We start from the raw sequence: 15,220 nt of genomic DNA, 5'->3' as shown, positions 1-15,220 counted from the left end.
TTTTTTTCGCTCACAGCCAACCTCCAAACCCCTCATTTCAACTCCCCATAAACCCTCTTTCGGATAGGGTCTGCAAAGGTAACACAACATTCTACATTTGCAATACCATCGAAGAAAAAAATTATCGCTTTTTGAGCTTATGCTACTACTTGAGCTCTAATGATGGTCTGCGTACGATCTGGGCCTACTGAAACCATATTAATTGGAACAGAAAGCTCCTTTTCCAAATAGAAAATATAATCCTTGAGCTCTTTAGGGAAATCTTCAAAGTCAGAGATATTATCAAGAGAACAGTCCCATCCATCTAACTCATGAAGTACTGGTTCGATTTTTTCATCAACTATCTCATAAGGCATGATGTCAATTAAATCACCATTCTCCATTTTATAAGATGTGCAAACCTTAATTTTCTTAAAAACATTTAAAACATCTGCCTTCATCATAAATAGTTGAGTAACACCATTGATCATGATAGCATATTTAAGTGCTGGTAAATCTAGCCAGCCACATCTACGAGGTCTTCCAGTAGTTGCTCCAAACTCGTTACCTACCTTTTGCATTAGCACTCCGTCTTCATCAAATAACTCAGTAGGGAATGGGCCGCTGCCAACACGAGTACAATAGGCTTTAAAAATACCATATACCTCTCCAATATTATTAGGAGCAACGCCTAGTCCGCTACAAACACCAGAGGCTGTTGTGTTGGAACTTGTGACAAAAGGATAGCTTCCAAAATCAACGTCAAGCAATGAGCCCTGAGCTCCTTCTGCCAGAATCTTAGAACCTGACTTCAGTTCATCGTTGATTTTGTACTCGCTTTCTATTAATTGAAACTCTTTTAAGAAATCAATTGCTTTAAAAAACTCACCCTCCAGGTCTTTAAGTTCATACTCGGCTTTATAGAACTCAAGTATTTGAACATGCTTCTCAACAAGCTTTTCATACTTCTTCTTAAAAGATGGTGACAGTATATCACCCACCCTAAGTCCTAATCTTGCAATCTTATCCTGATAAGCTGGACCTATCCCCTTTAAAGTGGAGCCGATTTTCTTTTTACCTTTTGAAGCTTCATAGGCCGCATCCAACAATCTATGTGTTGGAAGTATAAGCTGTGTCTTCTTAGATATGTATAAATTCTTTTTTACATCAAGGTTATACTTATCCAATGCTTCAATCTCTCTTTTAAAGATTACGGGATCAAGTACAACTCCATTGCCTATGATATTCAAAATGTCCTTTCTGAAAATACCAGATGGGATTTGATGCAGCACATGCTTTATTCCATCAAACTCCAAAGTGTGACCAGCGTTAGGCCCTCCCTGAAAACGAGCTACCACATCATACTTAGGTGCTAAGTAATCCACTACTTTCCCCTTACCCTCATCTCCCCACTGGAGACCTAAAAGAATATCCAATTTCATTATTTTAAAGAATTGTTCAGTACATCAATTGCCTTATCTTCATTTTCTTCGATTGTGAAAATAGCATTGAGTTTTGTAATTATTAAAAGCTTTTTAACACTTTCTGATGGATTTAAAAGACATAGTTCACCACCTTTATTTCTAAACTTGGTAAGTATTGTGATTAATACTCCAATTCCACTACTATTAATATATCTTAAGCCTGAGATGTCAACCACGCAAAGTTTTACGTTATTGTTAATGTGATTATTAATGATCTCAATAATGTCGATACCATTATCCTCACCAATAAGATCCCCGCTTAATTGTAGTTTTAGTATATTGTCAACAACTGAATGTTCAAAATTCATGTTAGTTCGCTTTTTCTGTTTTTATTTTCACCTGGCAATCACGGCATATTCCATACAAATTCAAAGAATGGTGTACAATGTCAAAATTTAACAATTCTCCCACCATAGTTTGAATGTTGTGAATACGAGGATCACAAAACTCTACTACTTTATGACACTCTGTACATATCAAATGATCATGCTGCTTATAACCGTATGACTTTTCATATTGAGCTAAGTTTCTGCCAAATTGATGCTTACTGACCAGATCACATTCTACCAATAAATCCAATGTATTGTAAACAGTAGCTCTACTTACTCTATAATTCTTATTTTTCATGCTTATATAGAGTGACTCAACATCAAAATGACCATCACGGGTGTATATCTCTTCCAGTATTGCATACCTCTCAGGAGTCTTTCTCAAACCCTTGTTTTCAAGGTAAGCAGTGAAGATTTTTTTCACCTCATTAAATACTTTTTCATTCAATGCCATAAAGTCCTAATCTTAAGGATTGCAAATATAGATATTATTAAAGAATCTGCTTGAGGTATTACCTTATTCTTGTGAATCCCTTCTGGATACTTTCACAACCCCTTCTACCTTGTCCAATTTATTTATTAAAAGGTCTAAATGACGGGTATCATTTACATATAACATTATCTCTCCTTCGAAAATACCTGAGTCTGTATCTATGGCCATGGAACGCATGTTCACTTTCAACTCATCAGAAATTATACCTGTAACGTCATTGATAAGACCTACTCTATCTGTTCCAATTATCCTGAGGATTACAAGGAAAGCAGATTGATGCTGAGAGGCCCACTTGGCTTTAACGACCCTGTGGCCATGATTAGCCAATAGTTCTGGAGCATTTGGGCAAGAGACTCGGTGCACTTTTATACCTTCTGTAACCGTTACAAAACCAAAAACATTATCTCCCGGGATAGGATTACAACATTTAGCCAACTTATAATCAATAACGTCCATATCCTCTCCTATTAATAGGACATCATCAGACTTAACTTTTACAAGCTCCTTCTCAAAAGTCTTTGCATCAGAAATTTTGGTATTTGGCCTGGACTTAATAGGAGCATCCATTTTATGATCCTTAAACCTGCGAAGATCTTTATTATCAATTGAGCCTTCGCCTATTTTAAAGAATAAATCAAACAAATTGGCCATATCAAAATAGACACGGAGCTTTTCAAAAACCTCATTACTTGGCTCAATTTTAAAGTGTTTTAATTTTCTTATGGCGATTTCCTTACCTTCATCTGCAATATGTTTTTTATCTTCTTTTAGCTCATCTTTAATTTTAGATTTGGCCTTTGAGGTAACAACAAAGCGTAACCAATCATCATTAGGCTTCTGCTTAGAGGATGTGAGTATCTCAACCTGATCGCCATTCTTGAGTGCATAGTTTATTGGTACAAGTCGCTGATTTACCTTTGCTCCTATACACTTGGCCCCTACCTCTGTATGGATTTCAAATGCAAAGTCTAAAGCAGTCGCGCCTCTTGGCAAAGTCTTCAAATCTCCTTTGGGTGTAAAAGCAAATACTTCATCATTGAATAGATTACCTCTAAAATCATCAACAAATTCCAGCGCTGAAGAATCATTTTGTTCGAGCATATCGCGTACTTTAGATATCCATTGTTCCAGTCCTGATGAACTGTTGGAGCTCTCATTATCTTTATACTTCCAATGTGCTGCATATCCTTTTTCCGCAATATCATCCATTCTGCGTGCCCTAATCTGAACCTCGACCCATTGACCGTTTTTCGCCATTACGGTCGTATGAAGAGATTCATAACCATTGGCCTTTGGTGTGCTTATCCAATCTCGAAGTCTATCCGGATTCGGTTTATAAAAGTCCGTAACAATAGAATAAACCTGCCAGCATGCTGCTTTTTCACTTTCGTAGGGGACATCAACTATAACTCTAATAGCAAACAGGTCATATACCTCCTCGAAGGGTATTCCTTGTTTTTTCATTTTATTCCAAATGGAATAAATGGATTTAGGCCTTCCCTTAATTATATAATCTAAGTTAAGATCATTGAGGTTTCTCTGAATAGGCCGAATAAAACTTTTAATAAATTTGCTACGCGTTTCTTTAGTAGCATCTATCCTTCTAATGATATCATCATAGACCTCAGGCTCGGTATAACGGAGATAGAGATCCTCCATTTCTGATTTAATAGCATACAAACCAAGCCTGTGTGCCAGAGGAGCATATAAAAATATTGTTTCGCTGGCTATCTTGTACTGCTTATTAACCGGCATACTATCTAGTGTGCGCATATTGTGCAACCTATCGGCAAGTTTTACCAGAATAACCCTCACATCTTCTGAAAGTGTAAGCAGCATTTTCCTAAAATTCTCAGCCTGCTGAGAACTCCCATGTTCAAAAACACCCGAAATTTTTGTTAAACCATCAATGATACGAGCGATCTTCTTACCAAAATCACGCTCTATGTCCTTTATGGTCCACTCAGTATCTTCAACAACATCATGAAGCAATGCACTTATTATAGAAGTGGTGCCAAGACCAATTTCATCAACACAAATTTTTGCTACTGCTATTGGATGAAATATATAAGGCTCCCCAGATTTTCTTCTGGTACCGCTATGTGCCTCAAGGGCTGTATTAAATGCTTTCCTGATTAATTTAGAGTCATTTCCCTTTAGCAGGGGCTTAGCATGCCTTAGCAGCTGCCGGTATCTCCGAACTATCTCTTTATTCTCTTCTTCTACGTCAATTGCAATCATTCGAAAAAAGTATGACCAAAATTATAAAAATATAAAACCAACTATTTGCACAATCGAAAATTATAAATAAATTTGCACTCCATTTTTAGAGTAGCGGATGTGGCGAAATTGGTAGACGCACTAGACTTAGGATCTAGCGCTTTACGGCATGGGGGTTCGAGTCCCTCCATCCGCACAAAGAAATACCCTCGATCGCGATTAACAAAAATCGAGATTGAGGGTTTTTAATTTTAACAGTATCACCACAAAACATCTATTGCTTTGGATATCTCATTAGACAAAAAAAATTCAACAGAAGCTTCAATTAAAGTTAAGTTAAACGAGGCTGATTACCAACCTCATGTTGAAGAAAAAGTTAAGGAATATGCTAAGAAAGCCTCTATTAAAGGCTTTAGACCTGGCAAGGTTCCGGTAGGTCTTATCAAGAAGATGTATGGCAAATCCATCATCGTTGAAGAAATCAACAATTTGTTATCAAGTTCTTTGAGCAATTACATCAAAGAAAATGATATACAAATCATCGGAGAGCCGTTGCCAGACCAGGAAAAAGCTCGAAAAATAGACTGGGAAAACCAGAAAGACTTTGAGTTTGACTACGAAATTGGGATGGTTAGTGATTTCAAATATGACTTGTCAGATAAAATAAAAATTAAGTCTTACAAAATTGAACTTGATAAAAAGGGCTTGAATGAAACCCTTGCTAATGTTAAGAAGCAATTCGGAAACGTTACTAATCCAGAAGTTAGTGTAGAAGGTGATTCATTCTTCGGTACTTTTCAGGAAGTTGAAGGCGGCATCTCCAATGAAGCTCTTCTAGATTGGGATAACATTGAAAAGAAAGAGCATAAGAAATTTGTAGGCATTAAGCCTGGTGATGTTGTTGAGTTTGATGTACAAAAACTTGTTAATGACAACCATGATCTAATGAGATTATTAGACATCGGCCATGACAAAGCACATGATATCAAGGGAAAATTCACATTTACAATTAAAAATATTAACCGAACAGAGCCTGCAGAGGTTAATCAAGAGCTTTTTGACAAGGTCTTTGGTAAAGACGCTGTTAAATCTGAAAAGGAATTTACTGATAAGATAAAGCAGACGGTTGAGGAAAATTATCAAAGAGAATCTGCCCTGCTGCTTAATAGAGACATTAGAGATTATTTAATTGAGAACACCAAGATTGAAGTTCCTTCAGAGTTTTTAAAGAAATGGCTTTTGGTTTCTAATGAAGGAAAAATTACTCAAGAAGACATTGATAGAGAATTTGATGATTATGTAAGGTCTCTTAAGTGGGATTTATTGAGAAACAAAATCAGTGAAGAAAACAAAGTAAGTGTAGAGAACGCAGAGGTTGTGGATAGAGCAAAAATGATGATCCTTAGCCAATTGGGCGGTGCTGGTGCTGCTGAACAGCTAAAAGACCATATGGACGCATTTGCCGATAATTACCTCAAAGCAGAAAATGGTCAAAATTACATGAAGCTTTATAATGAGGTAAGAGAAGAGAAGCTTATGAATTTAATTCAAGAGAAGATCACACTTTCTGAGAAGAAGGTTAATCTGGATGAATTTAAAAAGGCTGCTACAAACTAATTTACAAATAGCATTGTTTCTAAAAAGCCTGCCCATAAACGGTGGGCTTTTTTAATATAAATCTAGATTTTCTTGCTATCATTGAGTATTTTAAAAGCTATTAAGAGATATGTACAATAAAGACGAATTCAGAAAATTTGCCATTAAAGATCAAGGTATCAGTGGCCACGTTTTTGACGACTATGCTTCCAGTATTCAAAACATGACTCAGTATGTTATTGAAGAAAGACCTGGAAATTTTAGAGCTATAGATGTTTTTACGCGCCTAATTTCTGATCGAATCATTTTCTTAGGAATGGGAATTGATGATCAGATAGCGAATATTATAACTGCGCAGTTATTGTTTTTAGAATCAAGCGATCCTAAAAAGGATATAATTATGTACATCAATAGCCCTGGGGGCTCTGTTTATGCGGGTCTTGGGATATATGATACTATGCAATATGTAAATCCTAACGTTGCGACAATATGTACAGGATTAGCAGCATCTATGGGAGCGGTATTATTGGCGGCAGGTCATGAGAAGAAAAGATCAGCATTGCCTCACGCAAGAATAATGATTCACCAGCCAATGAGCGGAATGCAGGGTCAGGCATCAGATATGGAGATCTCCCTGAAACAAACCTTAGAAGTTAAAAAGGACTTGTATGACATATTGGCTAAGCACAGCGGGCAGAAGTATGATAAAATAGAAAAAGATTCTGATCGTGACTATTGGATGCGTGCGAGCGCAGCCAAAGAATACGGTCTGATTGATGAAGTACTAGTAAAAAAATAATAATGTCAGAAGTTACTTGTTCATTTTGCGGTAGAAATAAAAAAGATGTCGATTTAATGATATCTGGAATACATGCGCACATTTGTGATAAATGTATCACACAAGCCAACCAGATATTGTCAGAAGAAAAAAAATCAGGCAGCAGTGAGGGCGGACTTCCCAATTTTAATTTGGTGAAGCCAATGGATATGAAGAAGTTTCTGGATGAGTTTGTGATTGGGCAGGACGAGGCCAAGAAGGTGATGTCCGTGGCTGTTTACAACCATTACAAAAGATTAATGCAAAAATCTTCCGATGATGATGTTACGATTGAAAAATCAAACATCATCATGGTGGGAGAAACAGGGACAGGAAAAACTTACCTGGCACGTACACTGGCCAAGATATTGCAGGTTCCTTTCTGTATAGCAGATGCCACCGTGCTTACTGAAGCAGGTTATGTAGGTGAAGATGTTGAGAGCATATTGACCAGATTATTACAAGCAGCTGATTATGAAACAGAAGCTGCAGAACGCGGTATTGTCTACATAGATGAATTAGATAAAATCGCCAGAAAGTCTGACAACCCATCTATAACCAGAGATGTAAGCGGTGAGGGCGTACAGCAAGCTCTTTTAAAGCTATTAGAAGGCACTACAGTAAACGTTCCACCTCAAGGTGGGCGTAAACATCCGGATCAGAAAATGATTTCTGTAAATACGGAAAATATCTTATTTATCTGTGGCGGAGCATTTGATGGAATCTCAAGGAATATTGCAAAAAGAATGAACACAAGACCACTTGGTTTTGCATCATCTGAGGATTCTATTAATCCTTTGGATGTTGAAAATGATAATTTGTTGCAATATGTTACGGCTCAAGACCTAAAGAGTTTTGGCCTTATTCCTGAATTAATAGGAAGGCTACCAGTGCTTACCTATCTCAACCCACTAGATGAGCAAACGCTTTCTCAAATACTAACAACTCCTAAAAATGCCCTTATCAAGCAATACCAAAAATTGTTTGCCATGGAGGATATTGAAGTGGAGTTCAAGAAAGGGGCCATTGATTTTATAGTTGAGAAAGCGATGGACTACAAACTTGGAGCAAGAGGATTGAGATCTATATGCGAGGCCATAGTAAATGACGCTATGTTTGAATTGCCTTCCACTAAGAATGCCTCAAAACTGGTAATTACAAAGGCTTATGCTGAGGAGAAATTCAATAAATCCAAATACAGCAAGCTTAAGGTTGCTTAACTATTCTTTTAGATAGTTCACAATTAGTCGGGCTGTATTGTCACTGGCAGAACCTACATCAAGAGTTTGGTAAATTTCTTTATAGTCAGAAATGATCTGAGTTCTATGCTGATCATTTGAAACAAGCTCATTAAGCTCTTTTTTTAGATTAGCCTTATTCAAATCATTTTGAATGAGCTCCTTAACAACTGGCTTGTCTGCAATTAAGTTAACCAAGGAGATATAACCAACCTTAATAAGGCTTTTCCCTATATAGTAAGAAATACTGCTTGTTTTATAGATAACAACCTGTGGCACCTTTAATAGTGCTGTTTCTAAAGTTGCAGTTCCTGATGTAACAATAGCTGCTTTAGCTTTTAACAGCAAGTCATAAGTCCGGCCTTGAATTAGCTCTACATTAGAAAAACCAATTACAGGATCGTACAAAGTGTCATCAAGATTATCTACAGTGGCAATAACAAAATAAAGGTCTGGATTACCTTTAATAACTGCTGGTAGCAGATTGATAACATTGGTTACCTCTTGTTTTCTACTTCCAGGTAATACGGCAATAACTTCCTTATTTTCGTTTCCTAAAGGTAAATCCTTCTGCTCATGACTCTTGATGGCATCAAGCACAGGATTTCCCACATAGTCAACCTCCCAGTCATAGTTTTTATAAAAATCCTTTTCAAATGGAAGGATAACGAACATTCTGTCTATCAATCGTTTTATTTTCCATGCCCGGCCTTGATTCCAAGCCCATACTTTGGGTGTGATATAGTAATAGGTCTTGATATTATTTTTTTTCAGAAATGAGGCCATTTTAAGATTAAAACCACCGTAATCAATTAAGATTACCACATCTGGTTTAAACTTTAGAATATCCCTTTTGCATAACTTCAAATATCCAGATATCTTGAAAAGGTTTTTCAAGACTTCAAAAAAACCCATAAAAGCCAGGTGCTTATAATGAAGGGTTAGTGATACTCCTTCTTCTGACATTCGATCTCCGCCAAAGCCACTGAATTCAGCATTGTTATCATACTGTTTCAATGACTTAACCAAGTTACCGCCATGAAGATCACCGGAGCGCTCTCCGGCTATTAAATAATATTTCATAGACTAGCTAAGCTTGTTAACCATAGTATTCAACGAAATTTCGAGGTGTCTCGTAGAGTTTTATGCTGTGAAGCTGCGCGGTTGAAGTAATACTACCAAGCTTGTCATTAAGTATCCTCCAAAACTCAATCACCAAATTTTCTGTACTAGCCATTTTGCCAACCATAAAATCAACATCAAGATTCAGGTTTTTATGATCCACTTTCTCCACTATTTCGGATCTTATCAGTCTACTTAATTTTTTCAAGTCAACAACAAACCCAGTGTCAGGGTCAGGGTTTCCTTTTACTGTCACAATAATCTCAAAATTGTGTCCATGCCAGTTGGCATTAGCACAAGGGCCAAATACTTCTTCATTTTTCTCAGCACTCCAATTTGGATTGTAGAGTTTATGCGCTGCGTTAAAATGCTCATGTCTGCTAACAAAAACCATCTCTCTCTATTATTTGACAAAGATAGCAAAGCCATTATTTATTAATACCTTTTAATTTATTGAAATCATTAGGTTAATTTGTTCAAAATCTAAATTCATGATAGTAGTTACAGGAGCAGTAGGTTTCATAGGCAGTCAATTGATTGAAAAACTCAACAATGAAAATTTTAACGACATCATTGCAGTAGACAATTTTGATAGAGAAGATAAGAACAAAAACTTGCTAGGGCTGAAGATCACAGAGAAAATTGATCGCGATGTTTTTATTCAATGGCTATCAAATAATGGCTCGTCTGTCGAATTCATATTTCATATTGGTGCTAAAACAGACACTACGCTATTTGATGTGGAGCTACTCACTAAAATGAATACCCAGTACACAAAGGATATATGGAAACTGTGTATTGAAAATCAAATTCCCTTGGTTTATGCTTCTTCTGCTGCTACATATGGACTTGGTGAATTTGGGTATGACGACAATGAGGCTGAAATACCAAAATTAAAGCCTCTTAATCCGTACGGACAGTCAAAGCAGGACTTTGATGTTTGGGCGCTGGAACAAACCGAAAAACCATTCTATTGGGCAGGCCTGAAGTTTTTTAATGTTTATGGTCCTAATGAATACCATAAAGGACGAATGGCATCGGTAGTATGGCATGCCTATAACCAAATATTGAAAACCGATGCCATGAAATTGTTCAGGTCACACAATCCTGAATATAAAGACGGTGAGCAAATGCGCGATTTCGTATATGTTAAAGATGTGATTGATGTATGTTACTGGCTAATGCACCACCGAAAGGATTCTGGTATATATAATTTGGGTAGTGGGAAGGCAAGAACCTTCCTCGATCTTACGAAAGCAGTATTTAAAGCCCTGGATAAGAATGAAGATATCTCATTTATAGATACACCTGAAGACATAAGGGACAAGTATCAATACTTCACCGAGGCAAATATGGAGAAGTTAAAATCCATTGGTTACCCAAAAGAATTTACCACACTTGAAGTGGGTATTGAAGATTATGTAAAAAATTACCTCTCGAACCTTTAGTAATAATATATCACAAGATTCATCATTTCATCCGTGGTGTTCCACCCATAACCAACATCTATGGCTGGATTGTTTGGGTTAGCAGGATTTTCGGAGGTATTGTCATAAGTAGCCGTCACCAGTATCACCGATTGAGCTGGTATGTTAATTATATCATTAAACAGGTAGGTGCTCTGCCAATTAAAGTCCCACTCATCAATCTTAATTAAAGGAATGGCGTCACCATCTGGAGTTACCGCCAGTGCTTTAAAACTCTTTCCCAAATAATGCATATGGGGAAGTATAGAAACCAGATTCATTTCTTCTTCAACAGTGTAACTCACATAAAAAGTAGGCACCGTCTCAGCATGTAGATAAAATGGCTGATTGGAAATATGTGTTTCTCGTATTGCCAAGGTTTTTATTTCGTGCTCTATTGGTTCTTTTGTGTAATACAGTTTAATTTTTGATTGATCATATTCTGTTTTTGAAGTTGGCGCATAATGTATGTTTAAAAGTAAGTCTGTTCCTGCATACATTTTCTTGCCGGTACCTTCTGGATAGAGTACTGGTAAATTTCCCGGCACCCAACCGTACAAAAACTCATCAGCTAAAGGGATAGTCATAAATCTTTTTATTTCCGGGTCATACTCAGACATTCCATCTATCTCATGCATCAGGTTTGAGGTATCGGCCATTATTCGGCTATGGTGAACAACTTGTTTATTCCCAGGAATAAACTCTACTGATTTCAAATAGACATCCTCTTCCAAGTTTGTTGGGATATTAAAAAAACGATAATCTTCTATGGCTTCTTCAGATAACTCAAAAGGAGCTTTCATTTCAATTACCAAATCAGCCTTTTGATCAACCAATAAATCCTTGATCACTGGTTTGGGGCCTTTAGATTTCCCCTTTTTAAAGCCTCCACTAACCCAAGCCTGAATAGTAGCAATTTCATTATCAGAAAGTATTACCTGGTTTTTATAGGACTGAAATTGAGGATCTGCTTTCCATGGAGGCATGTATTTGGTCTTTGTGACATACCCTATGAAACTACCTTTAGATTTAACTTCATCATAAGTAGTCAGTGGAAATGGTCCATATCCACCTTTCTTATGGCATGGGGCACAATTATTAATAATTATCTCCTCAATGTTATCAAAATAGGTTACTTCTTGGCTGTAACCAGCAACTGAGCCAAATAATACAACCAAAGTAGTTAACAGTAACTTCATTTAATCTTATTTAGATATTATACAACCAATAGCCTCTGTTTTCGCAACTTTAATCTTTTTATCAGCAAGAGTTAAGTTAATTGCATCCCTCAAATAATGTTCTGTGGGTTTAGTCCTATTTTTCCCCAATGCATAAAACCAATTATCAATTGCTCCCTGATAAAGCACCTTTTCTGCCTCTACAAGTATCACTTCAGGGGTCACAGAAATATTAAATTCCTCAATAAGAGTATTGTTATCATCAATAACTATATCAAAATCGATGTTAAATTCCCTTCTAAACTCTTCCAATTCATTTTTTGAATAGGTCTTAGGAAATAGCCCTATAAATTCGACTTTACTACGAAAAATTGAGTCCATTTCCTTAAGGGTATGTAAATACTTCAGTGAGATAGGGCAATCAGGCGCTAAAAAAATATATGCTGTTAACTCATATTTTGCACTATTGATGGTTGTTTTTTCTTTCTTTTGATCTGTATAATCAAAAGAGCATATGAAGAACACAACCGAAGTGAATATACTAACTCTTAATCCTCTCATATCAAGTAGTTTCAAATTATTAGGCAACAAAAAAAAGACACGGATTTCTCCGTGTCTTTAAATTTAAGCAATTATTATATTACTCGTTTTCTTTACATAAATCTAATGTAAGTATACCAACGGGAGGAGAAGGTCCGTACTTAGCAATTACATTGCCTTTCTCAGTTGTAACTGAAAACGTAACCTCTGAATCCCAATCACCAGAAATATACTCAAACTGAACGCTAGTTGCTCCGTCTGGAACCACTACCGGATACACTTCAGAAGATCCATCATCAATAGTGTATTCTGTTGCTACACCATCAACGATTACTGCTAACGCACCACCATTCCAACCATCTCCATAAGAATCTTGTAATGCCAAGGTGTATGTTTGCGAAGGATCAGCTATAACTTGACCGCACTCAACTATCCAAGAAATTTGACAGTTAGAACCAGGTACTTCTGTACATACTGATGGAGACCATCCTTCGAATACTCTGCCATCAGCACCTGTTAATGACCATGTTAGTATAAAACTATCACCATCAATAAAGGCTCGTCCAGCACCTGCATTCCGGTTAGGCTTACCTGCGTAGGTAAATACATCAACCGCAGCGTCATTACCATCGTCATAGTTATAAGTAGTGCCTGCAAAAGCTGCTGCTATATCATCCTGGGTTAAAGTGAAGGAAATATCTTCCCTGTTACCAGCAGGAGTCGCAGTATTAACCAATTGTGTTCCATGATTCGCTGTAACCGCATCACCGTTCACATTAACATATGACTCAGTCCATGACACAAAGAAGTCTACACTTACTATTGTATTGGCTTGATCAACAGAAATCCATCTCCAATCGAAAGTTAAGTCAACAGACTCATCTCCACGAATGAAATTAGCCGCTGAACCATCAGCAATCTGACCAAAGGTGTTTACACCCGTTTCCCATGTAGGATTGTTGATTTCAAGTAAATCCTCATCCTGACATGATATAGTTATTGTTACTAGTAACAATAGCGTTATAAATAATTTATTAAATCTTTTCATGTTTTCTTTGAATTTAAATTAATCTACATCCCAAAATACTCTATCAACATCATACACCACAGTTGGTGTTGATGAATTCAAATTTAATTCAGACTGTGCATAAGGTATTCTCAAAGGAAAGCCCCTAGGTGCCTGCAATGGCGCCTGCAAAGTTGAAGGAAAGCCAGTTCTTCTGTATGCATTATAAATCTCGAAACCATTTCCAAAATTAGCAAACCAAGCTTGCTTTAAAGCATATTGAAGCTTCTGTGCTTCGTTACCTCCAGAAGGATAGGCATCAACAATATCCTCAACGAATACATCAAAGTCAGTATAAGTAATAGGGAAATCCCAGGTTGTCACATCATCACTTGCAGCTGGGTCAGCAGCAGTACCTACTGAAATTACCTTAGCCATTTGGGCAGACAAAGCCTCTTCCAGCAATTCAGCATCAGACATACCTGTATTTACACCTAAACTAACTTGAGCTTCTAAAAGATAAAAATAAGTCATCCATGAAGTAATCATCGGGAAAATACCATCACCTCTTCCTTTATTTCCACCACCAGTTTCGGCTTCATCATCCCATAAACCTGCACCAGGGTAGGCACCAGGGATAGTTCTTAAAGGGTTGTCATTAGGAATACCTGATGGATCAGCCCTGTCCCGTCCGAAGAACCCTGCCAAGTATTCCGTTTGCTCAGCAGTCATACTACCAGGGTCAACTTCATATATTCTATTAGTCATAGCAGGGTTAGTAACTAAATAACCATAAGAACAATCCGTACGTTGCGAGCAAGGGATTGTTTGTTTATCCGTTGGATCTGCGATATCTAAAACATCTGTGGTTTGTCTTTTGAAGTAGAAAGGAACTCTAGGATCTCTATTTTCTAACATTTCAACCATCAACTGATGTCCAAAATATGAGTATGCAGCTTCTCCACCAGCATATCCAGCCTGATACATCGGATGTCTGTCATCAGGGTTTTGTAGACTACCAAACTTGAATTGGAAATCTCTGGAACTTCTATCAATTAGTTGAACATCAGCATCATCTATAAGAGCCTGAATAGCCCCACCATCTCCTAAATTTAAAAACAACTTTAACTTCAAGGTGTTGGCTGTTCTTCTCCATTGCGGAAGACTTCCATTATGAATTAAATCTCCTGTAACAGTCACAGCACTAGTTAATTCGAAGTTGGCGAGAGCTTTATCACAAAGTGAAATTAAATCTGCATAGATAGCTGCATCATCGTCATAACCTGGTTCCTTGCCTTCACTGCCCTTGAAAGCCGTAAAATAGGGCACACGTCCCCACATATCAACCATTATACTGAAGTAATAGGCTTTCAATACCTGAGCTACTCCTAGGTAATGTGGGTTATTACCTGCCTCCTCAGCATCAACAATTATCTGTTCTAAATCAGCTAAAGGATTTGAGTAAAGATAATTCCATGTTCCATTCCATGATCCGTTGGTCATATTAAAATTATCAAACGAAGTGTTGATAGCCATAAATCCCATAGTAGCATTGTTCAAGCCACCAGCAAATGTTGCTATACCATTTAATTGTGCATTGGCAAGTAACAGATCAGCAGATGCCGCAGTTGGGTTATTCGGATCTTGATTTACATCTAAGTCGAAGATGTCACATGATGTTACAGAAAATAACATTATGAAAGACATCGCACTAGCGACTACTTTTTTCTTTATATTTTTCATAATTATTTC

At 37.1% G+C, this 15,220-nt stretch carries 14 protein-coding genes and 1 tRNA gene; 5 read left to right on the top strand and 10 right to left on the bottom strand.

Going from position 1 to position 15,220, the window contains the following annotated elements:
- Window positions 1-137: 137 nt before the first annotated feature.
- From RIB54_RS06160 to RIB54_RS06145, 4 genes are all read right to left on the bottom strand, one after another.
- Complete coding sequence (locus RIB54_RS06160) at window positions 138-1,421, bottom strand: adenylosuccinate synthase (RefSeq protein WP_350099758.1); 1,284 nt, start codon at window positions 1,419-1,421, stop codon at window positions 138-140.
- Complete coding sequence (locus RIB54_RS06155) at window positions 1,421-1,771, bottom strand: STAS domain-containing protein (protein WP_350099756.1); 351 nt, start codon at window positions 1,769-1,771, stop codon at window positions 1,421-1,423. The genes RIB54_RS06160 and RIB54_RS06155 overlap by 1 nt, the downstream gene beginning before the upstream one ends.
- Window position 1,772: 1 nt before the next feature.
- Window positions 1,773-2,246: a Fur family transcriptional regulator gene (locus RIB54_RS06150; RefSeq protein WP_350099755.1), complete on the bottom strand. Its 474-nt coding sequence runs from the start codon at window positions 2,244-2,246 to the stop codon at window positions 1,773-1,775.
- A gap of 63 nt (window positions 2,247-2,309) precedes the next feature.
- On the bottom strand, window positions 2,310-4,526 hold the full coding sequence (locus RIB54_RS06145) for a RelA/SpoT family protein (protein WP_350099753.1): 2,217 nt from the start codon (window positions 4,524-4,526) through the stop codon (window positions 2,310-2,312).
- A 93-nt stretch (window positions 4,527-4,619) separates the two neighbouring features.
- Between RIB54_RS06145 and RIB54_RS06140 the strand changes: the two genes are divergently transcribed.
- The 4 genes from RIB54_RS06140 (at window position 4,620) to clpX (ending at window position 8,138) form a co-directional block, all read left to right on the top strand.
- Window positions 4,620-4,701 (top strand) — tRNA-Leu (locus RIB54_RS06140).
- An 86-nt stretch (window positions 4,702-4,787) separates the two neighbouring features.
- Entirely contained in the window at window positions 4,788-6,122 is a 1,335-nt protein-coding gene (gene tig / locus RIB54_RS06135; protein ID WP_350099751.1) for a trigger factor, read from the top strand.
- A gap of 109 nt (window positions 6,123-6,231) precedes the next feature.
- Entirely contained in the window at window positions 6,232-6,900 is a 669-nt protein-coding gene (locus RIB54_RS06130) for a ClpP family protease (protein ID WP_350067496.1), read from the top strand.
- A 2-nt stretch (window positions 6,901-6,902) separates the two neighbouring features.
- Entirely contained in the window at window positions 6,903-8,138 is a 1,236-nt protein-coding gene (clpX, locus tag RIB54_RS06125) for an ATP-dependent Clp protease ATP-binding subunit ClpX (RefSeq protein WP_350067497.1), read from the top strand.
- Here clpX and lpxB read toward each other — a convergent pair whose 3' ends face one another.
- Together lpxB and RIB54_RS06115 are read right to left on the bottom strand one after the other, a co-directional pair.
- On the bottom strand, window positions 8,139-9,239 hold the full coding sequence (lpxB, locus tag RIB54_RS06120; RefSeq protein ID WP_350099749.1) for a lipid-A-disaccharide synthase: 1,101 nt from the start codon (window positions 9,237-9,239) through the stop codon (window positions 8,139-8,141).
- A 16-nt stretch (window positions 9,240-9,255) separates the two neighbouring features.
- Complete coding sequence (locus RIB54_RS06115) at window positions 9,256-9,672, bottom strand: 6-pyruvoyl trahydropterin synthase family protein (protein WP_350099747.1); 417 nt, start codon at window positions 9,670-9,672, stop codon at window positions 9,256-9,258.
- 97 nt (window positions 9,673-9,769) lie between these two features.
- On the opposite strand from RIB54_RS06115, the gene rfaD reads away from it, so the two are divergent.
- The gene (rfaD, locus tag RIB54_RS06110; protein ID WP_350099745.1) at window positions 9,770-10,726 is read left to right on the top strand and encodes an ADP-glyceromanno-heptose 6-epimerase; all 957 of its coding nucleotides are present in this window, start codon (window positions 9,770-9,772) and stop codon (window positions 10,724-10,726) included.
- On the opposite strand, the gene RIB54_RS06105 is transcribed toward rfaD, so the two are convergent.
- The 4 genes from RIB54_RS06105 to RIB54_RS06090 form a co-directional block, all read right to left on the bottom strand.
- Entirely contained in the window at window positions 10,723-11,943 is a 1,221-nt protein-coding gene (locus RIB54_RS06105; protein WP_350099743.1) for a monooxygenase, read from the bottom strand. The genes rfaD and RIB54_RS06105 overlap by 4 nt on opposite strands.
- A gap of 6 nt (window positions 11,944-11,949) precedes the next feature.
- Window positions 11,950-12,498: a thioredoxin domain-containing protein gene (locus RIB54_RS06100; RefSeq protein ID WP_350099741.1), complete on the bottom strand. Its 549-nt coding sequence runs from the start codon at window positions 12,496-12,498 to the stop codon at window positions 11,950-11,952.
- A gap of 64 nt (window positions 12,499-12,562) precedes the next feature.
- Window positions 12,563-13,510: a hypothetical protein gene (locus tag RIB54_RS06095; RefSeq protein ID WP_350063319.1), complete on the bottom strand. Its 948-nt coding sequence runs from the start codon at window positions 13,508-13,510 to the stop codon at window positions 12,563-12,565.
- A gap of 18 nt (window positions 13,511-13,528) precedes the next feature.
- Entirely contained in the window at window positions 13,529-15,211 is a 1,683-nt protein-coding gene (locus RIB54_RS06090; RefSeq protein ID WP_350099739.1) for a SusD/RagB family nutrient-binding outer membrane lipoprotein, read from the bottom strand.
- Between the last annotated feature and the right edge of the window lie 9 nt (window positions 15,212-15,220).

The organism is Fulvivirga sp. (genome assembly GCF_040218215.1).
Classification (GTDB): Bacteria; Bacteroidota; Bacteroidia; order Cytophagales; family Cyclobacteriaceae; genus Fulvivirga.
Note: the sequence above shows the minus strand (reverse complement) of the source record. Positions and strands in the feature narration are given on the sequence as shown.